Source organism: Bradyrhizobium sp. 195 (assembly GCF_023101665.1).
In the GTDB taxonomy this organism is placed as follows: Bacteria; Pseudomonadota; Alphaproteobacteria; order Rhizobiales; family Xanthobacteraceae; genus Bradyrhizobium.
The window spans coordinates 117309-139057 of record NZ_CP082163.1; the positions used below are offsets into that span (position 1 = coordinate 117309).

22 protein-coding genes and 5 pseudogenes are annotated in these 21749 nt (G+C 63.5%); 10 read left to right on the top strand and 17 right to left on the bottom strand.

The window, feature by feature from the left end; all coding sequences use genetic code 11:
* Positions 1–151: 151 nt before the first annotated feature.
* The gene (locus IVB26_RS42285; protein ID WP_247974104.1) at positions 152–673 is read right to left on the bottom strand and encodes a hypothetical protein; all 522 of its coding nucleotides are present in this window, start codon (positions 671–673) and stop codon (positions 152–154) included.
* A gap of 99 nt (positions 674–772) precedes the next feature.
* Between IVB26_RS42285 and IVB26_RS43655 the strand changes: the two genes are divergently transcribed.
* From IVB26_RS43655 to IVB26_RS42310, 5 genes are all read left to right on the top strand, one after another.
* Positions 773–1153: an alpha/beta fold hydrolase gene (locus IVB26_RS43655; protein ID WP_458309401.1), complete on the top strand. Its 381-nt coding sequence runs from the start codon at positions 773–775 to the stop codon at positions 1151–1153.
* Positions 1048–1362, top strand: a complete 315-nt coding sequence (locus IVB26_RS42295; protein WP_247973938.1) for an alpha/beta fold hydrolase — start codon at positions 1048–1050, stop codon at positions 1360–1362. Before IVB26_RS43655 ends, IVB26_RS42295 begins: the two co-directional genes overlap by 106 nt.
* 29 nt (positions 1363–1391) lie before the next feature.
* A complete protein-coding gene (locus IVB26_RS42300; RefSeq protein ID WP_247973939.1) occupies positions 1392–2024 on the top strand; it encodes a glutathione S-transferase N-terminal domain-containing protein in 633 nt (210 codons plus the stop codon).
* Complete coding sequence (locus tag IVB26_RS42305; protein ID WP_247973940.1) at positions 2025–2516, top strand: MBL fold metallo-hydrolase; 492 nt, start codon at positions 2025–2027, stop codon at positions 2514–2516.
* Between the two features lie 69 nt (positions 2517–2585).
* Entirely contained in the window at positions 2586–3173 is a 588-nt protein-coding gene (locus tag IVB26_RS42310; protein WP_247973941.1) for a 3-keto-5-aminohexanoate cleavage protein, read from the top strand.
* Between the two features lie 164 nt (positions 3174–3337).
* On the opposite strand, the pseudogene mdoH reads toward IVB26_RS42310, so the two are convergent.
* From mdoH to IVB26_RS42325, 3 genes and pseudogenes are all read right to left on the bottom strand, one after another.
* Positions 3338–4112, bottom strand: a pseudogene (mdoH, locus tag IVB26_RS42315) (glucans biosynthesis glucosyltransferase MdoH); the annotation flags it as partial.
* A gap of 424 nt (positions 4113–4536) precedes the next feature.
* Positions 4537–5490 (bottom strand): cation diffusion facilitator family transporter, encoded by a 954-nt coding sequence (locus IVB26_RS42320; protein WP_247974105.1) that lies wholly within the window; start codon positions 5488–5490, stop codon positions 4537–4539.
* Positions 5491–5623: 133 nt separating this feature from the next.
* Positions 5624–6406 (bottom strand): SDR family NAD(P)-dependent oxidoreductase, encoded by a 783-nt coding sequence (locus tag IVB26_RS42325; protein WP_247973942.1) that lies wholly within the window; start codon positions 6404–6406, stop codon positions 5624–5626.
* Positions 6407–6571: 165 nt separating this feature from the next.
* Between IVB26_RS42325 and IVB26_RS42330 the strand changes: the two are divergent.
* Positions 6572–7395: pseudogene (locus IVB26_RS42330) on the top strand (alcohol dehydrogenase catalytic domain-containing protein); the annotation flags it as partial.
* Here the strand turns inward: IVB26_RS42330 and IVB26_RS42335 are convergent.
* The 5 genes and pseudogenes from IVB26_RS42335 to IVB26_RS42355 form a co-directional block, all read right to left on the bottom strand.
* Positions 7378–7786, bottom strand: a pseudogene (locus IVB26_RS42335) (FixH family protein). The pseudogenes IVB26_RS42330 and IVB26_RS42335 sit on opposite strands and share 18 nt — an antisense overlap.
* 183 nt (positions 7787–7969) lie before the next feature.
* Positions 7970–8245, bottom strand: a complete 276-nt coding sequence (locus IVB26_RS42340; RefSeq protein ID WP_346732916.1) for a hypothetical protein — start codon at positions 8243–8245, stop codon at positions 7970–7972.
* A gap of 91 nt (positions 8246–8336) precedes the next feature.
* Positions 8337–8831 (bottom strand): DUF411 domain-containing protein, encoded by a 495-nt coding sequence (locus tag IVB26_RS42345; protein WP_458309402.1) that lies wholly within the window; start codon positions 8829–8831, stop codon positions 8337–8339.
* A gap of 466 nt (positions 8832–9297) precedes the next feature.
* Positions 9298–9939 carry a DUF1109 domain-containing protein gene (locus tag IVB26_RS42350; RefSeq protein ID WP_247973943.1) on the bottom strand — a complete coding sequence of 214 codons (642 nt, stop codon included), beginning with the start codon at positions 9937–9939 and terminating at the stop codon, positions 9298–9300.
* Positions 9936–10490, bottom strand: coding sequence for a sigma-70 family RNA polymerase sigma factor (locus IVB26_RS42355; RefSeq protein WP_247973944.1), 555 nt, complete (start codon positions 10488–10490; stop codon positions 9936–9938). Before IVB26_RS42355 ends, IVB26_RS42350 begins: the two co-directional genes overlap by 4 nt.
* Before the next feature lie 319 nt (positions 10491–10809).
* Here IVB26_RS42355 and IVB26_RS42360 point away from each other — a divergent pair, with 319 nt between their 5' ends.
* Both IVB26_RS42360 and IVB26_RS42365 read left to right on the top strand, forming a co-directional pair.
* Complete coding sequence (locus IVB26_RS42360; protein ID WP_247973945.1) at positions 10810–11214, top strand: four-helix bundle copper-binding protein; 405 nt, start codon at positions 10810–10812, stop codon at positions 11212–11214.
* 398 nt (positions 11215–11612) lie between these two features.
* Entirely contained in the window at positions 11613–13604 is a 1992-nt protein-coding gene (locus IVB26_RS42365; protein WP_458309404.1) for a protein-L-isoaspartate(D-aspartate) O-methyltransferase, read from the top strand.
* 571 nt (positions 13605–14175) lie between these two features.
* Here the strand turns inward: IVB26_RS42365 and IVB26_RS43290 are convergent.
* A pseudogene (locus tag IVB26_RS43290) lies at positions 14176–15739 on the bottom strand (PAS domain S-box protein); the annotation flags it as partial.
* Positions 15740–16214: 475 nt separating this feature from the next.
* Positions 16215–16601, bottom strand: coding sequence for a response regulator (locus tag IVB26_RS42385; RefSeq protein ID WP_247973947.1), 387 nt, complete (start codon positions 16599–16601; stop codon positions 16215–16217).
* A 734-nt stretch (positions 16602–17335) separates the two neighbouring features.
* On the opposite strand from IVB26_RS42385, the gene IVB26_RS42390 reads away from it, so the two are divergent.
* On the top strand, positions 17336–18241 hold the full coding sequence (locus IVB26_RS42390; RefSeq protein WP_247973948.1) for a sensor histidine kinase: 906 nt from the start codon (positions 17336–17338) through the stop codon (positions 18239–18241).
* Between the two features lie 177 nt (positions 18242–18418).
* Here the strand turns inward: IVB26_RS42390 and IVB26_RS42395 are convergent, their stop codons facing one another.
* Both IVB26_RS42395 and IVB26_RS42400 read right to left on the bottom strand, forming a co-directional pair.
* Positions 18419–18634, bottom strand: coding sequence for a hypothetical protein (locus tag IVB26_RS42395; RefSeq protein ID WP_247973949.1), 216 nt, complete (start codon positions 18632–18634; stop codon positions 18419–18421).
* Positions 18635–18649: 15 nt separating this feature from the next.
* The gene (locus IVB26_RS42400; RefSeq protein WP_247973950.1) at positions 18650–18862 is read right to left on the bottom strand and encodes a GDCCVxC domain-containing (seleno)protein; all 213 of its coding nucleotides are present in this window, start codon (positions 18860–18862) and stop codon (positions 18650–18652) included.
* 260 nt (positions 18863–19122) lie between these two features.
* Here IVB26_RS42400 and IVB26_RS42405 point away from each other — a divergent pair.
* Positions 19123–20120: pseudogene (locus tag IVB26_RS42405) on the top strand (YihY/virulence factor BrkB family protein).
* Positions 20121–20145: 25 nt separating this feature from the next.
* Here IVB26_RS42405 and IVB26_RS42410 read toward each other — a convergent pair.
* The 4 genes from IVB26_RS42410 to IVB26_RS42425 form a co-directional block, all read right to left on the bottom strand.
* Positions 20146–20583 (bottom strand): hypothetical protein, encoded by a 438-nt coding sequence (locus IVB26_RS42410; RefSeq protein ID WP_247973951.1) that lies wholly within the window; start codon positions 20581–20583, stop codon positions 20146–20148.
* Positions 20584–20762: 179 nt separating this feature from the next.
* Positions 20763–20936: a hypothetical protein gene (locus IVB26_RS42415; protein WP_247973952.1), complete on the bottom strand. Its 174-nt coding sequence runs from the start codon at positions 20934–20936 to the stop codon at positions 20763–20765.
* 125 nt (positions 20937–21061) lie between these two features.
* Positions 21062–21307, bottom strand: a complete 246-nt coding sequence (locus IVB26_RS42420; protein WP_247973953.1) for a hypothetical protein — start codon at positions 21305–21307, stop codon at positions 21062–21064.
* 26 nt (positions 21308–21333) lie between these two features.
* The gene (locus IVB26_RS42425; RefSeq protein WP_247973954.1) at positions 21334–21555 is read right to left on the bottom strand and encodes a hypothetical protein; all 222 of its coding nucleotides are present in this window, start codon (positions 21553–21555) and stop codon (positions 21334–21336) included.
* Between the last annotated feature and the right edge of the window lie 194 nt (positions 21556–21749).

A 21749-nucleotide genomic window follows, 5' to 3' on the forward strand; every position in this document is an offset into this window, starting at 1 on the left:
CCTTACAAGCCGCGAGCAACTAGGCGGCTTAAACCAACACGCGCCACTGGCCACGGTTCCTCCCCCATCGCCGGTTGCAAGGCACGGAATCCCGATCGGGCAGCGGCTCGAATTACTCGCGGTCACGTCATGCCAATCTCGTAGATCAACTTCAGTGGCTTCGCGGAATCGGGGCTTCGTTAGCTCTTTGTTTGCGCACTGAGCGCGTCTTGCGCCGTACGTACCAGGCCACCACCGAGATAGCGAGCCACGCAAATGATGCGCCCAGGAAGGCCGCCGCGATGCCGGTGTCCGCCGTCAAAGAAAATGCGACCGCAAAGGCCAGCATGCCCAGCGCGCCGAGCGCGGCGCCAGCGGCGTCGACGGCGGCCGTCATCTGCCCGCGGCGCTCGCCAGCGAGACCCGCTTCGCCCTTGCGGCGGACTTCATGCTTCTCGATGAGCGTTGCGCTTGCGCAGAATATGGCTGGAAGGGCGAGAAAGACGCCACCGACGACAGCTCCATAGCGGCTGCTGACGAGTCCGGTGAAAACGGTCGCGGCGCCGCCGAGCGCGAAGCTGATGAGGTATTCGTACCAACGGCCTTCCTTGAGAGATGACGGTGAAAAGCGGATTGGGGCATGTCGGATCGCGCGCGCCTGGTGGAACTCTTCTAGGAGCTGAACACATGGCAGCTGGGACAATGTGCTGCCGCTCCTGCGTAGCGGGACGACGGTGCTGCGCTACGACACGCGCGGCGCGGGCCAGTCGACCAAGCGCGCGGCACCGGCGACATGGCGACCACGGTCGCCGATATCGATGCGTTGCTCCAGGCCACGGCGCGCAATGGCCGTGTCGTCGTAGCCGGCGGCGCCGTCGGCGGCGCGATCGCACTCACCTTCGCCGCCAGGCGCCCCGAGCGTGTCCGAGGCGTCGTCGGCTTCGGCCCGGCGATCGGGATCGCTGCGGAGCGGCGCCCGGCGATCCTCGCCCATGCCGACTCTGTCGAGGCGCAGGGCATTCCCCGCCATCGCCGAAGCCGAGCTGGCGCGAGCCTATCAGAAACGAATTGCGTACCGACGCGAAGGCCTTTGCGACCTATCGCGCGCGTTGGCTCGCCAACGACCCCGGCAGCTATGCCGCGATGTACCGCATGCTCGCCGGGCTGGAGATGACGGCCGACCTCGCCGCCATACGCTGCCCCGCGCTGATCCATGCCGGCACCAAGGACCCGCTGCGGCCGCCCGCTATGCTGGAGCCGGTCGCGAAGCTGATCGCGCATGCGCGCTTCGAGCCGGTCGAGACCGGGCATTACGCCGCCTGGCAGACTCCGCCCCTGGTGGCGGCGAGCCTGAACGGTTTTCTCCCGGACGCTGCCGCCTGACCTTCGATCTTCCTCTCGACAGCGAGAACATGATGAAACTGCACTGGTCTCCCCGCTCTCCCTTCGTCCGCAAGGTCATGATCGCGGCCCATGAACTCGGCCTCGCCGAACGGTTCAGCACAGTGCGCACGGTGGTCCACCCGGAAGTGCCGCATGAAGGGCTGATGGCGGACAACCCGCTGAGCAAGTTGCCGACGCTGGTTCTCGACGATGGTAGCGCGCTCTTCGATTCGCGGGTGATCTGCGAATATTTCGACGGGCTGGCAGGCGGCGCCCGGCTGTTTCCCGCCGCGGGATCGGAGCGCCTCGCGGCCCTGCGCGACCAGGCGATGGGCGATGGGCTGATGGATATCGCCTTGCTCTGGCTGATGGAACGCTACGAGCCGGAGGAGCGGCGCTCTCCCAAGTTGATCGCCGCCTTCCAGACCAAGGTCGCACGCACGCTCGATCGGCTCGACGCCGATATCGGCGCGATCGCCGCGCGCCCCTACGACATCGGGCATCTGACGATCGGGCCGGCACGCATGAACATGCTGAACGGGTTGGTGATGTTCTGGCTGGAAGCGGCTGGCGCCGCCCCCGACACGGTGACCCATGTCGTGCACACGCATCTGCACAGCGACCATGTCGGTTGGAACACCAGCTACGTCGACGGTCGCTGAGTGCCAACCTTCCCCAATGCGCGCTATCTGCTGCCCAAGGCCGACTACGATTTCTTCAATCAGGAGCTCGCCGAGCGGCCGAGCGCGCTGATCGACAACGCCTTCACCGAATCTGTCGAACCGATCATTGCGGCGGGTCTGGCGGACTTCATCACCGAGGACATGAAAGAGGTTGCACGTGTGCTCGGGGTCGAGCCGGCACCGGGACACAGCCCGGGCATGCTGACCTATCGCCTTCGTTCCGGCAGGGAGGAGGGACTCTTCACCGCTGACGTGATGCACAGCCCGCTGCAGATCGTGAAGCCGGATCTCAACACCAGCTATTGCGCGCTGCCGGACGTTGCTCGAGCGACGCGCCGGGAGGTGTTGAACCGCGCGGCCGATCGCGAAAGCGCTGATCATGCCGATGCATTTCGGCACGCCTCATTGCGGCTATGTCCGCCGCGAGGGCGACGGTTTCCGCTTCGAGCCGGCAAGCTGGTGAAGGCTTAAGGAGACAGGACAATGAGTGGAAAAGTCATCATCACCTGCGCGGTGACGGGATCGTCCCTGTCGCCCTCCATGTCCAAGGCCCTGCCGCTGACGCCGGAACAGATCTTACAGCAATCGCTCGACGCGGTGTCTGCCGGTGCCTCGATTCAGCCCGCGCAGCTACGAGATCGTGACCAAAACAGCTTCGCCACCATCGCCCGGATGATGGACTCCCTGACCGAACACGACATCGCCATGGAGTTCGAGTGCTACGATGTTGGGCATCTCTATGTGCTCGAGCACCATCTCAGCAAGCGCACGGTCAAGAAGCCGGTCATCCTGCAATTCCTGACCGGTACTCTCGGGGGCATCTCCTCCGAGATTGACCATCTTTTGCATCTTAAGCGCACATCCGAGCGCATCTTCGGCAAGGACCTCGTGCTTTTCACCCACGGCACCGGCACCGGCAACATCAAGGCAGCTGCCTTCGGAGCGATGATGGGCACGCATCTGCGCGTCGGGCAGGAGGATAATCTGTTCGAGCGGCCGGGGGTTCCCTTCGCCTCCAATGCCGCGCAGGTCGAGAAGATCGTGCGGGTGCTGCGCGAATTCGACCTGGAGCCCGCCACGCCCGAAGAGGCGCGCGCGATCCTCGGCCTGCCGGCACAGGCGCGCTGAACCGCTTCACCGTCAACCAGACCACGAAGGATTCTGCCATGGCCGCGCCCCGGCCGAGTTACAGGGAGACGCCGAGCCGCTCGGCTCGCGTCCTGCCGGAGGGAGCCTGCAACCCGCATTGTCATATCTTCGGCCCGCGGCCGTCTACTTCTATGCCGGCAAGCCAGAGGACCACCCGCCGATGGGAACACCCAGATGGCGAGCACGGGATCCTGGGCCGGCCAGGTCGGAAACAACGAGAAGCCTTTCGGGAAATACTCCGGACGCACGAAACGGGCTTGCAGCGCGCTCAACAGCCCCAGCAACAAGAAAAGCAACGACAAAGGCGCAGTCAGATACGCGCCGATGCCCACCATGAAATGCAGGCGCGACACCCAATGGAGACCTCGGGCTGGCAACACGGCGAGATGCTGAAGATTGCCCTGACACCAGCGTAGGTCCGCGCGCCGCGAAACCGAGCAGCGAGGACGGCACCTCTTCGTAGCATCCGCCGAGCGTCGGCAGCATGTATGGCCCATCCGGCCCGCCGCATCAGCGCGGCCTCGACGAAATCGTGGCTGAGGATGTGCCCGCCGAACGGTTTCCGTCCCCGAAGCTGCGGTAGTGCGGCCGCTTCGGCAAACGCTCCTACCCGTATTGCGTTGTGTCCCCAGTAGTTGCCTTCGGAGCCGTGCCACCAGACGGCGCCGGCCGCGATCAGCGGACCCTATAGGCTGTCCGCGAATTGCCTGACGCGGCTGAACAGACTTCGCGCGTTGACGATCATGGGAAGCGTCTGGACGAGGCCGCGGTCGGATTCGTGTCCATGACGTGGACCAATCGGTTGTCCCCGCTCATGAGACTGTCGGCATCGAGCACGATCATGAAGTCGTACACGCCACCGAACCGCGTGACCCACTCGGAAATGTTGCCGGCTTTGCGCGCGGTGTTGTCGGCGCGGTCATAGTCGTCGCAAAGCGAGTTCGGGATGGAGCCACTTTGACCCAATCCGCAGCTGCCCAGTTGGTCTGCCGATCACATTCTAGAGCGCGGAGCGTTGGACCGGCTCGCAAAAACACCGTTTGAAGAACCGTTTTAGTTCGGCCCTCTCTCGAACCTGGGACCCGCTGATTAAGAGACAGCCATGGGTTGAAAACAATCAATAACTTAGCGGTCGCACCTCTGGGCTTAACCGGCCCCAAAAGGGCATTCGTCGCACGCTTCGTTGCGTTGAGTCCGGGGACGGTCGTCAGAGACGACGCTTCAGTCCGCTCGAAGCTTATTTCGCCAAAGCGGGTGTTGCGGCAGCCGGCACGGCACACTTGCTCAAGCGAAGCCAGTAGCACGGCACGATCCCTCACTCCGATCGGCACTGAGCGTCGTCCTAGGACGGCCTCTCCCGGCGTTTCGCCCGAACAGCGTGAAAGCGCGCGTTCGTCTGCGGCTTGATGAACAGGGCTGCGACGCTCGGATGATGCTCTCGGATTTCACGTTCGAGGGAGATCACGCATTGCTCGATGTCGTCGGCGCGCTTTTCGTCAGCGAACTCGACGCTGAGGGCGGCAACAACCTTGTCCGGGGATAGTTGCACCGTCAGGAGGCCGTTGGCCTGGAGCACACCGGGCGAACGCCGGGCGATTTCGAGGATCGATCGCGCAAGCTCCGGGTGAGCCGGCTCGCCGATCAGCAGACTCTTGCTTTCGCGGGCGAGCCCGACGGACGTGATGCCGAGGAGAATCCCGATCAGGATCGAGCCCACACCATCCCACACCGGCTGCGCCAGCCATACCGCCGCTGCCGTGGCTGCGGCCGCGATGACGATGCCAACCAGCGCCGCGCTATCCTCGAGCAGCACCATGAATGCGGGCGGGTCCTTGCTGCGGACAAAGGCCTGATAGTAACCGAACCGGACAGCATCCGAGCGGAAGCGACGCAAGGCAACCAGCCACGAGGCGCCTTCGAATAGGAACGACAGCCCGAGCACGACGAAGCTGACGATTGGGTCCTCCATCGGCTCGGGCATGGCAACATGCAGAATGCCCTGATAGAGCGAGACGCCGGAACCGAGTGCGAAGATCAGCAGCGCGACGATGAAGCTCCAGAAATACAGTTCGCGACCATAGCCGAGCGGATGGGACTCGTCCGCCGGGCGGCTGGCGCGACGGTAGCCGTAGAGCAGCAGCACTTCGTTGGAGGTGTCGACGACCGAGTGCACGGCCTCGCTCGTCATCGCAGAACTTCCCGTCCAGATGGCGGCGCCAATCTTCGTCACCGCGACGAGGACGTTGCCCGCGAGCGCGGCATAGACGGCAGTCTTCGACGACGATGCAGCGGCCATGTTCACCAAGGCCAGTCTCCTCCGCAACCAGCGGGCTCGCAGCCCGCTGCGCACAGAAGGTCAGCTACCGTTTGCACGGCGGGAGGAACCATGGCTAGCAGCGGCGTGCCGCGCGAGTTGCTGCACTGCCACTTTACGTTTTTGCCGTGCCAGGCTCGGCCATCTTGCGGTGCTGCTTGGCCACCATCTCGTTCGGCGTGATGTTGGCGACCGTCGTCTGAATCTTGTTCTTCAGTCCGGTGACGATGTCGGCCTCTCCACGTAGCATTGCATGGAAGCCGGCCTTGGCGACCTCGTACGCACCATGCTTCGGCTCGGTGCCGACCTTTGTGTCCATCATCTCGGCGCGGCGAAAGAATTTGGTGTCGGTGGCGCCAGGCATCAGGCAGGTCACCGTGACGCCGCTGTCGCGCAGCTCCTCGCGCAGCGCGAAGGAGAATGAATCCAGGAAAGCCTTGGAGGCGTTGTACACGGCCTGAAAGCTGCCGGGCGTGAAGCCGGCGATCGAGCCCGTGATCAGGATGCGCCTGGATTTGTGCCGCAGCATCTCGTTGCCGATGCGATGGATCAGGTAGAGCGTGCCAGTGATATTGGTATCGACGACGTGCCTGATCCGGCCAAAGTCCTGATCGAGAAACGCCTTGCCGAGGCCGACGCCGGCGTTGGCGAGCAACGCATCGATCGGACGGTCCTCGACCGCAGCGCAGAGCTTGTCCACGCCCTCGGTCGTGGCGAGATCGGTCTCGACCGGCTCCACGCTGCCGCCGAGCCTGCGGAGATCGACGGCTACCCTCTCGATCGCAGGCTCATCCGCGGCGATGACAAGATTTAAACCGACTTGCGCACAGCACCTGGCGAGTTCCAGGCCGATGCCCGTGGAGGCACCGGTGACGACGGCGAGTTGATTGGCGGGCATAAGGCGTATCCTTGCGGATTAGGATGATGACGCCAATCGCCCGACCGGCCAGCCGTTCCTATTTCCGCATCAGGGCCCGGGCAGTTCGAAGAATTTGCGCGTCGTGTAGCAACCGTCGTTCCTTCCTGGACTTGGATGCCACGTAGTTGAGCCCGGAGGACGGAGATGAAGGCGGCGCTGGTTTGGCATGGCAAGGAGGACATCCGGTGCGACACCGTCACTGATCCCGAGATCCAGGACCCGCGCGATGACATCATCAAGGTCTCGAGCTGCGCCATCTGCGGATCCGACCTGCCCCTCTTCCACAACTTCGTACTTGGCATGCTCCCCGGTGATATCGTGGGGCACGAGACCATGGGCGAAGTGGTCGAGGTCGGCTCCGGGGTCGATGGCAAGCTGACGAAAGGCGACCGCATCGTCGCTCCGTTCACCATCATTTGCGGCGAATGTGACCAGTGCAAGCGCGGGAATTTCTCGGTTTGCGAGACGACCAACCGCAAGCGGCATCTCGGCGACAAGGTGTTCGGGCATACGAAGGCGGGCCTATTCGGCTACACGCACCTCACCGGCGGTTATCCGGGCGGCCAAGCCGAGTATCTGCGCGTGCCCTATGCCGATGCCACGCACATCAAGGTTCCCGTCGGCATTCCCGACGAGCAGCTGTTGTTTCTCAGCGACATCTTCCCGACCGGCTGGCAAGCCGCCGTCCAATGCGACATCGAGCCGACCGACACCGTCGCGATCTGGGGCTGCGGTCCGGTCGGGCAGATGGCGATCCGCAGCGCCATCCTGCTCGGCGCCAATCAGGTGATCGCGATCGACTGCCTGCCTGAACGGCTCAGCATGGCGGAGGCCGGGGGCGCCACCACGATCAATTTCGAGACCGAGAGCGTGGTCGGACGCTGAACGAGCTTACCGACAGCAAAGGGCCGGAGAAATGCATCGATTGCGTCGGCATGGAACGACGCGGTTCATTTCTGCGCCGTGACGACGAGTTTGCTTTCGACGGTACCCGTCTCGCCCTGCACCTTGGCGCCTAGCGAAAGTTGCCAGCGGCCAGCCATGCTGACAGTGGCCTTAAACCGGTACGTGCCGGGCTCCTTCCCGGGCATGGGCGTCACCTTGGTGACCATCTCCTGCATGCCGTCCGGTGCCCATGTCGAGCCTGGAGGCGAAGATGACAGCGTCCGGTACCGGCTTGCCGGTCTTCGTGTTCAACAGCCGAACTGAAATGACCTTGTCGGCGCCGGCCTGGACGGTCGGCTCCACGAGCTGGAATTCGCAGTCTTTGATGTCGGCAAAGGCGGGCTTCGGCGCCCCCATGATCGAAAGGCCGATCAGCGCGGCAGCGAACGCGTGCGCAGCAGTGGTAGTCTTCATGATGCTGTCCTCGAAACGTCTGATGTACCGCCGAAGCGGCATGCGGCGACGCAATCCAGCCTTCACGGCCGTGCGTCGACGTTCCGGCGCAGCGGCGCCGGTCAGACGTTCGATCGAGGGGGCTGATCCGGAGGGGGACGGGTTAGGCCGTCGGCGATCACGTCATCAAGCGGCTGCAGCAGTTCACGCGCAGGCTGTCCGATTCTCACTGTCGCCGCCGAAGGTCCAGTCTGGAGTAACCTTCAACATGCAGATCGCGACGAGAGGACAGTCCTGGCATTGCTTGTTGTTCTGCTTGTCGGGGCAGCACGCCATGTCATCCGGCATGTCCTGCGCGTCTGCCATCTGCATCGCGCCCATCGAATGTCCCGCCGCCGCCAGCGTCACCAGCGGTGCGACCGTCAGCCCCGTAGTCACAAGTACCGCGACCAGAAACCTGAGGAGGCGGCGAGCATTCATGGTGTCGCAGTCTCATAGGGCGGGACGCTGGAAAGTGCCCCCGTTCACAAACGCGCGAGCCGGGCGCCCAGTGGTTAACTTTCCAAGACGGTCAGCCGATGGCTTCCTTGCCGAGGAACCGCATGAACGTCGCACGACCTGCCGGTCCGAACAGCACGACCGTGTAAGGCTCGGGGTGTCCACCTTCCATCCCCGGCGACCCTACGGGCATGCCGGACACGGCAAGCCCCAGAGCCTTCGGGCGCTCTGTCAGCAACCGCCTCACCGCCGGCGCAGGTACGTGTCCCTCGAGAACGTAGCCGCCCACCTCCGCCGTATGGCATGCGGCCAGATCGGTCGGGACGCCCAAGCGTCTCCGGACGCCCGCAAGATCGGAAGCGTCGTCCACCTGGACCGTGAATCCGGCGTCGCGCAAGTGTTGTACCCAGCCCGAGCAACAGCCGCAGTTCGGATCCTGGACCTTGATCATGGGTTCAGCGGCAACGGCGGGGCGTACCACCGCTCCAACTGTCCCGGCAACGATCAGGGCCAGAAAGGATCGTCGCGCAAAGCAGGCCTTCTCCGCGCCTCGTTCTTGGTAGCTCATCGGACATCTCTCCGTGAAGAAGAGGAGGGATTGCGGAGGTAATTGTATTCCGCGATCCCTCGTCGGCCAATCAGCGAACGTCGCCCACGAAACTAGCGGGATTTGGGTCCTCCATGATAGCGCCATGGGGACTCACCCGCCATCGGAGTGGTCGTGGCCTGATACTCCGGCGTTCCGCGATCATAGGCGAACGCCGAATATGGACTGCGCTGCGGGAGAGACGGTGCTCGCTTGCGCGGTTTGCCTGGCCTCGTCTGGCCAATAGCTCTTGTCTGAGATCGTCGAGCCCGCCTGGGCGCTGGCGGACAACGCCGCCAGAATAGTGATTGCGAGAAGGCTTTTCGTCAACATGGTCCCGGCTCCATCATCTTGCTGAAACGCATGCGTTGCGCTTCTAATGAGGAGTTCGGAACCGATCATCCGGTGGTTACAGGTTCACGCCGACGTGAGAGGCGTCAATCCGTCGTTACCAGCGCAGCAGCCGCGGTCCCAAGATAGCGCCGGCGAGCGTGCACAGCACGATCGTGCTGCCATACCAGAGCGCGATAAAGGGCAGCGAGTCGTCGGTGCAGTGAAGCGCATAGCCGATCGCACTCACACCACCTGCGAGCAGCCCGCTGAAGGCGCCTGTGCGTACCAGATTTGTCGGAGCCGCCTGTCGCACCGCCCAAATGACGACCGCAAAGGGAAGGACCGCGATGATCGGAATGGAAATGAGGCATTCAAGCCAGTCGTTCCCCATCACGATCTTGTCCCAGTGCGAGCTGGGCGCCTGTCCAAGGCTGACGCCGGCGAGCAGCAGGATCGCCATGAATGGTAGCGCGGCGAGTCCAGACGAAACTCTTCGCTCCCCTCCCGGACGGGCAAGTCGCATCAAATAGACGGACGCCGCGCCTACCGTTCCGATCGCGAACGCGAGCTTCAGGAACAGGAAAATCACGGCGCGAGGCGTGGTCAGGTCCTCGCGGACGCCCAGCGCGATGAACATGATCCCAATCGCAACGACAATGCCAACCGCAAGCGCGACGCCCACGCTTCGACCGACCAGCCGCCTATTGATCGGCTCCACGTTGGTGCTGAGTGCGGCGATCAATTCGTCTGTCTTCATCTTTGCGCTCTCTGGGCGATTAATGCCGCCAACGCTTTTAGTCCACGATGGATATTGACCTTCACGCTGGATTCGGAGATGCGGCATCGCCGTGCGGCTTCGGCCACAGTTAGGCAGTCGACCTTCACGGCCTCGATCGCGCATGCAATCTGCTCAGGCAATTGCTTTAGCAGACGCGCCAGGTCAAAACTGCTCTCTGCGCTCAGGTGATCGTCACGCGCCGTGACTTCACTGGCTTCGTCGATCGGCACATTGGCCATGGGCGCCCGGTCCCGGCGCAGGAAATCGATCAGTTTGTAGCGCGCAATCGCGTGCACCCAGGGCGTCAGCGGCTCACCCGGATCGTACGTGTGTCGCTGCGTGTGGATAGCCAAGACGGCCTCCTGAACCAGATCCTCCGCTTCCGTCGCACCTCGGCCGATCTTCGCGAGCTTGCCTTTGTAATAGGCACGCAAGTGTCGGCTCAGCCGCTCAAGCAGCATGCGATGCGCGGCGGCGTCACCCTCCTGACTGGCAAGCATGAGCGCCTTCAGCTCGGTTTCCGCGGTCATGCTCGCCTATCTACGTTTTAGTTCGATCGCCCAGTCGTTTCGGTTACAGCCAATCGGAAAATCTTACTTTAGGTCCGACGCTGGCGAGAATGAGACCTTCGGATTGGTTTCCGCCACAACCCGCAACGAGCCCGCAAGCGACGAGAGATGCTGCAGATCGGCAATTTCCTGCGTCACCTTCTCCAGGCTCACCGGCGCGAACCATACCCCGTAGGAACCGTCCCTGCGGCCCCCGCATTTGCGTGATCGTAGAAACCATTCCTTCGACCGTCGATTGGAAGAGCGGGGCGGGAGCGTTCCGGAAGGATGGAGATTTTCCATGCATGCGCAACAAATGATCAGCACTCATCCCCACGTGCGCGGACAGACAAACGACGCGCTCATCCGCTGCATTGAGGAGTGCTACTCCTGCGCGCAAACCTGCACATCCTGTGCTGACGCCTGTCTGGCGGAGGACAATATCAAGTCGCTTACGCAATGCGTCCGCCTGAACCTGGACTGCGCCGACATCTGCAACGTCACCGGCAGGATATCGACCCGCCGCACCGGATCGGACGAGGAGACCATCCGCAGGATGCTGCACGCCTGCGCTGCGGCGTGCCGGCTCTGCGCCGAGGGATGCGAGAAGCACGCCAAGATGCATGAGCACTGTCGAATCTGCGCGGAAGCATGCCGGCGGTGCATGAGCGCTTGTGAAGAGGCAGGTCGCAGCATGGCGCACTGATGCATTGGGCCCTGCTCTCTTCGAGCGCAACCAGCACATTCGAAACGGCTGCCGACCTGCTCAAGCTGGAAGTAGGTCGGCCCCGAACTCAGGCCGAGTGAAATTCGCCTAGCCCCGGTGCTGCGCAACTTGAGCATGGCAGCGGCTGGTTTGGGGAATCTACGGAAACGAGCCGTCCCTGACGACCGCCGGGTCGTTCCCACGATTATGACCCGTTTTCGCCCCGGATGCAGTTTCGCCTCGTCATCAACCGGCATAGTCGGGCCGCTTGGCGTGTTGGTTTCCGTACGATCGATGGTTCCGAGCGTCGCCTCGGCAGCAGGCGCTTGGCCGCGGGAAGGAACCTGTTCGGCTTCTTCCGATTGGCTTCTCGCACCAGAACTCCGACGGAGGCTGCGCTGGCCGAATTCGTCCAACTTGGCGACCGCATGGTCGAGGTTCAACTTGCCGGCCGCGGCATCCGCGACCGACGCGTCCTGAAGGCCATGGCACAGGTCCCTCGGGAGCGGTTCGTGGAATCCGGCTTCGAGGAATTCGCCTATGAGGATGGGGCGCTGCCGATCGCGAACGCCCAGACCATCTCGCAGCCCTATATCGTCGCATTGATGAGCGAAGCGGCAGAACTGAAACCGGCAGACAAGGTGCTCGAGGTCGGGACCGGTTCGGGCTATGCCGCGGCGGTCGCCTCGCGCCTCGCCGGATCAGTTCACACAATCGAGCGACATGCCGATCTGGCCAGGATCGCCGCCCTGCGTCTGGCGGCGCAAGGATACGACAACTGCGTGGTTCACACCGGCGACGGCACCCGCGGCCTGCCCGCAGAAGCGCCATTCGACGCGATCCTGGTAGCCGCTGGCGGCCCGACGGTGCCGAATGCGCTCAAGAGCCAATTGGCCGTCGGCGGGCGGCTCGTCATCCCCGTCGGCGCTCGCGAAGACGAACAGTCGCTGCTGCGGGTCACGCGCCGGAGCGAAGCGGAATACGACGAAGAGACCTTCGGTGCCGTCCATTTCGTGCCCCTGATCGGAGAGCACGGATGGGCCGAGGACGGCACGCGCGCCGCCAGCAATCACATCCCCGGGCGCACACGCTTCCGCTCGCTGCCGGAGATGATCGGCGCCGCCATCGAACCCTTGCCGGCCCTCGAAGATCCCGCCTTCGGCGCCCTCTTTGATCGTTTCGCGCAGTGCCGCGTCGTCCTGCTGGGCGAAGCCAGTCATGGCACGTCGGAATTCTACCAGGCGCGCGCCGCGATCACGCGCCACCTGATCGAGAAGCACGGCTTTACGATCGTTGCGGTCGAGGCGGATTGGCCGGACGCCGCCGCCATCGACCGCTACGTTCGCCATCGGGCGTCCCGCGGCTCCGGCGAAAGGCCGTTCGAGCGTTTCCCGACCTGGATGTGGCGCAACACGGATGTCGCGGCCTTCGTGGCGTGGATGCGCAAACACAATGAAGGAAAGCCGACAGGCGAGCCGGCCGGATTCTTCGGCCTCGACATCTACAACATGCGAAGCTCGATCGCGGCCGTTCTCGCCTACCTCGACGGCGTGGATCCCGAAGCCGCGGCCGTGGCCCGCGAACGCTACGGCTGCCTGACCCCTTGGCAGCGCGAACCTTCGACCTACGGCCGTGCCGTCCTGACCGAAGGCTACCGGAAATGCGAGGCGGAGATCCTTCGGCAGTGCCAGGATATCCTGAAGAAGGAGTTGGACTACGCGGCGAGCGATCCGGACAGCTTCCTGGACGCCGCGCAGAACGCGCGGCTGATCGCCTCGGCCGAGCGCTACTACCGCATCATGTACTACGGCGGCGCCGAATCCTGGAATCTCCGCGACACGCACATGTTCGAGACCCTGGGCCATATCCTGGACGCACAAGGTCCCCGATCCAAGGCCGTGGTCTGGGCGCATAACTCCCACATCGGAGACGCCCGTTTCACCGAGATGGGCGCGGTCCGCGACGAACTCAACATCGGTCAGCTTTGTCGGGAGAAGTTTGCCGAAGCAGCGTGTCTGATCGGGTTCGGCACCCATACGGGCACCGTCGCCGCCGCGTCGGATTGGGACGGCGAGATGGAAGTGATGCAGGTGCGGCCGTCCCGGCCGGACAGCTATGAGCGGCTGTTCCACGACGCGGGAGCGGCGAGCGGTTTTCTCGAATTCCGCCGGGACGAGAGCCTTCGACGTTGCCTGCTGGAGCCGCGCCTCGAACGGTTCATCGGCGTCATCTACCGCCCGAGCACCGAGTTGCAAAGCCACTATGCGGAAGCTTCGATGCCTCAGCAGTTCGACGCGTTCTTGTGGTTCGACGAGACGCACTCGGTCCGTCCTTTGGGACCAGAGCATCGCCCTAGCGGCGTCCCGGACACCTATCCATTCGGACTCTGATGGCGACGCCGCGGACCTGCTCGCTGCCACATAGCAGCGTCAGATCGATATGCGCGTCCCGAGATGCACCACGACCAACAACGTCAAGACGCGACGAGAAGGATGCCGGCCGACATCTGCCTCAGCCCAGCCGACTTCCCGACTACATGAATGTTGGTGGATCTGTTTTGCCGCAGAACAACAGCTCGCGCGCAAAGAACTCCTGATAGCGGCCTTCCTCAGAACGTTCCGAGAAGGGTGAACAGCGCGACCTCGGCCAAGAAGGCGACGGTCATGATCACGATCGTGCCGAACACATCGCCTATCGGCATGAGGGGCATGGCGGGTCTCATGTCCTGCGCCCCTGTCGTGAACCGCAAAGCCACGCAAAGGTTTCGGTTCCGGCTGCCGAGTTCCAGGTATAAGGTCGGCAGCCGGGCAGGCCGTGCACAGAGGGCGCATCATGCGGGTCCTTGAATTGTCATGCTGGTGTGTGACCGCGGCAGGCGTGGTCGTGGCCGTAATGGCGCTGCTGTGACCGTCATCCTTGGCGCCTGCTACCTGAACTCCACGTGAAGGATCAGTTCGGATCATATTGGCCAGCCACCACTTCGCTGTGAGCCGCCACATAGGCTTCATCGATGTGGGTGTTGCCGGTCTCCAGTGTCAGCCTTCCGCCGTTCGGCATGGCATCCCGCGCGTTGACGGCGAGGTTGAGGATGGCGGCCTCGAGTTCGTTCGGATCGGCTTCCGCGCGCCACAAACCAGCACCGAGCACCGTCTCTACGGAAATGGTCTCGCCGAGGGTGCGATGGATCATCTCGGAAAGCCCATTGACCAAAAGGTTGACGTCGATCGGCTTGGGATCGAGCGGCTGCCTTCGCGAAAACGCGAGAAGCCGCTGGGTAAGCGAGGCCGCTCGCTGGGCACCCGTCATGGCGTGACGCACGGCGCGCTGCAGATGGGCGGAATTGGAAGGAATATTCCGCTGCAGCGTGTCGAGATTTCCGATGATCACCTGGAGGAGGTTGTTGAAATCGTGGGCGATGCCTCCCGTCAACTGCCCCACGGCTTCCATCTTCTGGGATTGCCGCAGCGCCTCCTCGTTGCGCTTGAGCTGTTCGGTGCGCTCGAGCACTTGCTTTTCCAGCGTCGCGTTCAGCTCGACCAGCGCCTCCTGGGCGCGCTTGCGTTCGGCGATCTCGCGTTGCGAGGCCTGCGACAGGCGGACATTGTCGATCGCAACCGCCGCTTCGGCCGCAAGCCCCGAAAGCCCCCGCTCCGAGCGCTCCGAAAAGACGCCGGCCTTGCCGTGGCCGAAGAACAGCCCTCCGATCACGCCCCCGGTCCGCGAGATCACGGGAACGGCGAGATAGCTGCGCACGGGCAGACGGCCTTCGGGCATGCCCTTAAGCGGCGGGGTTTTTGCCGTAGCGCGGATCCTTGGTGATATCGTCGGAGCGGACGATGCCCTCGCCGTTGAAGGTCGGCGCGAACACTTCGGTGTTTCGCGGCATCGGAAACTTCGAGAATGCCTCCAGCGGCGCGCCCGACAGCGTGTAGAGCACGTAGCTCTCGCCGGCCTCGTTGGTAAGATTGTAGAAGAACGCGCCGAACTCGGCGCCGCTGAGTTCGACGCCCGCGTCCGTGACGATCTGCACCAAGCGCTGAAGATCGGTCTTGAGGGCAAGAGTGGATCCGGCGCGGTTGAGCACTTCGAGCGCATGCCGCTCCTCGCGAATAATTTCCTCGCTCTCCCGCTGGACCGTTCGGTCGCGCAGGATCTTGACGAAACCGATGATCTCCGTGCCTTCGCGGATCGGGCTTAGTTCGCCGACCGCCCAGAAGCGGCTCCCGTCCTTGCGGACGCGCCAACCTTCCTCGCCACCGTCCCTGCCGTGGGCGATCGCATCGTCCATTTCCCGGCCCAACCGGGCCTGTCCCTCGTCTCCGGCAAAGATGCGCCCCAGGGACTTGCCGAGCATCTCGGGCTCGCTCCACCCCAGAATGCGGCTTGCGCCGCTATTCCAACTGGTGACAAGCCCTCGTTGGTCCGTGCTGATGATGGCCGTGTCAGTGGCGCCGTTGACGATTTGACGCCACTGGGCCGCGGTGATGTCACCGGGCGAGCTCGCGAGGTCGTCAACTTCGATCACGCTGCTCCTCCCACACTGCGACCGCGGATGCCCATCCCGGACGGGCCTGACGCTCCGGACGCTGCCGGCGCCGGCTGCTCGAAGTTATTTTGATCCCCCAACGATTGCTTGGAGTTGCCTTGGCCAACGCAGCGCGCCAGCAGCGGGTTCCCACCGGCAGCGGTTGCCTGGGACGACGAAACTGAAGGGAACAAAGGGCGGTCGGCCCGCAGAACATCGGCCTTCCCCTCGTGAAGCGGTGGCGCTGCCGTCCCTAACCCAATCCTTCCCGGTCCCAAGCATTCTTTCACGGGCAGCATCGGCGGAGATCATCCCTAGGCGGCTCTGGCGCGCATCTCTCCGGGCGGATGCGGCTTCGAAGAGCGGAGATTGTCAACTTGCGGGCTAATCGAAAAACATCGATGGAGGTGGATTCCCATGAACGGATGCGGCGGGATGGCTCGCCCGCAAGCTCCGTCGTCGACAGACCGGTGCGCTAAGCGGGCGGCGGCGCCGCATTGAGCAGTTGCGAAACAGCAGTCACCAGCTGCGCCGGCGCGAAGGGCTTTTGCAGCAGAACGCTGTTGGGGACGCCTTGCGAGGTCCACTCGTTGCCGGCCGCTCCGGTCATGTACACGACCGGGAAATCAGCGACGATCTCCCTGATCTGCCTCGCGACATCCCATCCGCTCAGCCTGCCTTTGAGGTTCACGTCGGTGACCAGCGCCTTGTATTCGGCGACCTTGCCCCTGAACAGAGTCAGTGCCTCCTCTCCGGACGACAAGGCATGGGTCTCGAACCCGCCCTCGCGCAGGAAATCTTCGACCACGCCCTGCAACGGGTAGTCATCCTCGACGATGAGGACCAATGGCGCTTCAGGCACGCACAGCTCTCGTTGGTTGGAGCCCCCAGGGGCGAAGTCGCTTCACGGCCAATGTACAAAAGTGAACCTACGGGAAAGTTCCGGAATCCGGTTTTGGGATCATTCTAAGTTGCCTTCCCCGCCGTGGCCGACCGCCGCGAAGAGGAAGGAGACGCGGCCGGCCGGTCTCCTCAGTCGCCGAGCAGCGTGCCGACGAGCTTCAGCGCGCCTGGTGCTCCGGGCCGCCGGCCCCGCATCGCAGGAATTTGCCCATGTCCGTGTAGGACGTCTGCCCACCTGAACTGGCGTTCGGCTGGTGTTTCACGACAGGCATCTTCGATGCGGGGTCGCGCGCCAAACGTCGCCATTGCTGCTCTCGTAGATAAGTCGCTCCATGCCGATCAATCGGGTGGGCGCAATTCCGTTCCGATGTCGAAGGGGACTTGGACCCTCGCATGTGTCATCATATCGCCCTTCCCTGCTCGGGCAGCTGAGTGAGATGCTGGCCGAGAGACAGCCGCTTCCGGCAGCGCCATGAAGTCGAAGAAAGGATCGTCGATGTCCGACCAATCTTCGGAGCTATCCGGGACGGCCCAGCAGATCAACGATCTGTTCGACTTGGCCGAACTATCGAATGCCATCGAGACGGCAGAGTTCAAGCAATTCCTCGATCACATCCCGATCGCCATCGTGGTCTCGAAGTTTTTTCGCGGCGATAGCGCATCTGCTACGCCAACAAAGCCTCCGAAACTCTCTTGGGCCAGGATGCGAAGGATTGCGCGGGCAAGGGCTGGTCGATTTTGGCCGCGTTCAAGGACGAACACGATCCGAACGTCACGCTCGAGGCAGCCATGCTGAAAGGCGGAGAGGAGTTTCTCGGCACCTTCCGGGCGGAGCCGCCGAGGCCGCTTCTCGTCGAGGCTTTCTCCGGTCTCATTCAAAAGGAGGACGGAAGCGAGAATTATCGCATAGCCGCGCTGATCGACATAACCGACCGGGCGCGGGCCGAGCGCGAGGAATATGCGCGCCGGATTCGCGACAAGGATATCCTGCTGCGGGAACTGCAACACCGCGTGAAGAACAATCTTCAACTGATCGTCGCACTCATACGGCTCGAAGCGCGCAACGAAAGACGGGGCGGAAGGGCCGACCTGCAGACGCTTGCCGGCCGTATCGAGTCCTTGCATCTGCTTTATCAGGCTCTGTCGAACGATGCCGTCGGCGAAGAGACCGACCTCGGCCACTACCTGAGCCAGATCGCCGCCGCTGTCATGAACACGTGCGCCGTCGACGGAATTCGACTGGAGCAGAAAATGGAGCCTGCGCGGGTGTCGGTCAACACGGCGCTGTCCGTGGGTCTCGTCGAGAACGAGGTCCTGACCAACTCCTTCAAACATGCCTTCAATGGTCGCGGGCATGGCGTGATCACAATCGAATGTCTGCGCCAGGGCGAGGAAAGGCATCGCGTCGTCGTAGCGGACGATGGAGTCGGGTTGCCCAAGGGCGTCACGTGGCCGATCCCGGGAAAGATCGGCGCCCTCATCGTTCAAACCCTGAGGGAAAATACGAAAGCGGACTTCAGCGTCGTGTCCGCGCCAGAAAAGGGCGTTCGCGTAACGATGAACGTCGACCGAAATGTAGTCGCGCGAGACCCGGTCTGAAGTTGTTCTTGGAGCTCGAGCAGGGTTCCAGCCGCCGCAAACGGCCCTCGCTTGCCGGAGCGGCGCGCGCCGAACTAGACGAGTTCTGGGCGAGGCGACCGAATCTTGACCGCGAAACGATGTTGCCGGTCAGACGCGAACCTTCAAATGAATGGATAGCCGCCGACTGAGGCACCCTTACTCTTCCAACTCGCGCAAAATGCGGTCTCGGTGCTGAATGTGTTGGGCTTGGGTGAAGTAGAAATTTTCGAGTAGCTTCTTGGCTTCGGTAACGTCCGCTCCGAGGCAGGCCAAGTCCGCAATCCGCTCTTCCTGCTCGGCAATGTGTCGCTTGCCTTCGGCAATGTGCCGGTCGGCTTGTTCCAAATGCCGAAGTTGCATTTCTCGATCCATCTGCCTGACCTCGGATCAGTGGCCGCAGCACGCGCCCTTGCCGTTCTCTTGGATCGGCGGGCACGGCACGGTGCCGTAGGAGCAGAACACGCAGCAATCGCGCCGCCTTGGCTTGAGCCGGCCTCCGCAGCCCTTGCAGTCGTAAAAGAACTGGCAGGCATCGATCGGCATCGGCTCAGTGGCTTGGTAGCCGCAGCCTGGGCAAGTCAAGGTCGATTGGAGTTGCATCCGGTATCGATACCCGATCCCTCAAATTAGGCCAGCCCACATTTTTTCTGAACGCCGGCGGACCGCCAGCATAGCTGTCGGGTCGGACGAGCGGGAACGTTCCGCCACGGCGCCTGTTGCCCGACCGGGCAGGCTTGGGTCAGCAGCCGAGCCAATCCATGACCACCGCAGCCAAGATGGGAAGACACGTTGCAGCCGCCGAGCGGGAGCGGTCGGCTCCGCCGGACAAGTGGACCGTCATCTTGGGGGTGGCTCTCCTGATGGCAGCGGCCCTGACCGCCGTCCTGCTACCGGAAGAACGTCGCCATATCGAAACCCCCGGCGGAAGAAACCCCTTGCGCAAGGGCTCCCGTGACACGACTGCTCCCGAGGCGTTAGGCGCAAACGACCGCGGCCGGCAGGCGAGTTCACCCTCCGAGATCCCGGCGCGCGGGTGGAAGGACATTCTGCTGCGGGTCTACTCCAACATCTCCGAGCACCGCGTCCTGGCGCTGGCCGCTGGCATGACCTACTACAGCCTGCTGGCGATCTTTCCCGCGCTCTCCGGAGTCCTGCCCGGCGGCGCGGTGGACGTCGCCTGGGACCAGCTCACGCGGGTCGCCTCGAAGGGTGGCGGGACGCTCGGGGCGACCTTCGCCATCGGGCTCGGGACCTCCCTTTGGAGTGCCAACGCCGCGATGAAGTCGCTGTTCGACACTTTGAACATCGTCTACGGCGAGCATGAGAAGCGAGGCTTTCTGACCCTGAACGCAATCTCGCTGTCTTTTACGCTCGCCGGATCCTGTTCGTGCTCACGGCGCTGGGCGCCGTCGTGGTCATTCCAGTCGTGCTCAACTTCATCGGGCTGTCGAACTTCGCCGACCTTATGCTGCGCATCGCCCGCTGGCCGGCGATGTTCATCGCGGTCGCGCTGGCGCTGGCGTTGATCTATCGCTACGGGCCGAGCCGCGAGGCGCCGCGCTGGCGCTGGATCACGTGGGGCAGCGCCGTGGCCGCGGTGCTCTGGCTCGGAGCGTCCGCGCTATTCTCCTGGTATGCGGGCAGTTTCGGAAAGTTCAACGAGACCTATGGCTCGCTCGGCGCGGTGATCGGCTTCATGACCTGGCTCTGGATCTCCGCCATCGTCATTCTGATTGGCGCCGAGCTGGACGCCGAGATGGAGCACCAGACCGCGCGCGATACGACAACCGGCTCGCCAAAGCCGATGGGCGCGCGGGGCGCCAGAATGGCCGATACGGTGGGTCCCGCACGCAGCTAAGGCGCCGTTGGTCGCAGCGCGCTCTTCACCGCCGCGCGGTCACGCGCGGAAGATCCTGACCGGCCGGCTGCGCGAGCTGGCCGACATCTTGCGCGATGGCCGGCGACGTCGGCGATACCGAGGGCGTCCGGGTGCCGTCCACGAGCGCGGCTGTCGAGGCGACGAGCACCAGCAGCGCCGCGGCGATCAGGGCGAGGAATGCGTTTTTCCATCCGCTGCCAACGGGCTGCCGACCATTCAGTTTCCGCATAGGTAGCGAGCGCCCGACTAATCCGAATGTCCGTAGAGGGCGCTCGGCCAGCCGCACGGAACCGCTTGCCTGCCGTTTCGGACGGAGTGCAGTAGTCTTCCGGGCAGAAGAAGGACCACTTCTGTGGTAATGCGCGCGCAGCACCGGGGCTGGCGATTTCAGTACGACAAAGCATACTTCGAGCCGGTGGGCCGCCGAGAAATCGGCGGCCATTTCGCTTTCAGGAGGACGTTCTAGGGGGCCAGCGTAGCGCCCTCAGTCTTCTTTCAGGCCGCCGCGGGCCGCTGGAATGACCTGCTGGACTCTCGATGGGACGGTGAATCGCGCACACCGCGTCAGTACGGATGGGTCCGGTCGGCAGGGACAGATCGCCCGTGCGAAGCGCACCAGGCCTACTCGCATTCGTGTCCGAGCAGCTTGTGGGTACTTCGATTCACGAAGTGCAGCTTGCCGCAAGCGGGACAATCCACGATGACGTACGAATTGCGCGCACCATCCGGATCGTCGTCGATCCAGCGCTGGACGTTTTCTCCGGAGACGGGACATCGGAACATGTAGTGGGACATGCCTGCACTCTGCTTCCGGACGGTGTCGTCGCCATGAGGCAGATCAACGTTTTGACTGCATCCGGCGGCGCCCGTCGTTGGCGCGGAGCCGGCTTCGACTGGTTTTGTTTCTCGCTGCAGGCGCGTCAGCCGTCCTTGAGTGCGGACTTGACCTCGCGCACCGGCCAGCTTTCTCCGGCGGGTATCGCACGCACCATACCGTCGTCGCCGACCAGCGCGTGAGAACTGACTTCGTCTTCGATCGGAACGACGGCAAGTTCGGTCTCCGGCTTCCAGTCGAGGGTAAGGTTGAGATCGCCCGGAAAGATCTGCCAGCGCGACCCATCGTCGAGTTCGACGATGTGGCTCTCGGAATGCGATCGGATCTTCATGAGGGGCTTCGCTGTATCTCCGACGGCTACTTCTGTCCCGACGGGGACTCGGCGTTCGAGTTGTTGGGGTTCTGCTTGTTGGCCTGGTGATGACCGATGACGCATCCCGCCGCGGCACCGAGCTTGCCGTTGCCGGCCAGGTGGCCGGCAACGCCGCCGACGATGGCGCCCTTGATGCATCCCTTGGCCTCCGCCGGCGAAACCAGGGCGAGTGCGAACAGGCAGATAGTGGCCAAGATCGCTTTCATGATCCTTCTCCGAGACAATGGTGTCGGTGGGCCAAGCCGCCTGATGGCTGTTCCGTTCGTCCCCCTGTAGACGGGATCGGCGCGCCGCCGCAGTCAATCGAAACGCTGGATGGGCGCAGCCCCGCCTTTGGGGGTTTTGGGGGCTTGGGGGGGCGGAGCCGCGCAGGCCGCGCATTCGCGCGCAGACCCGGAGA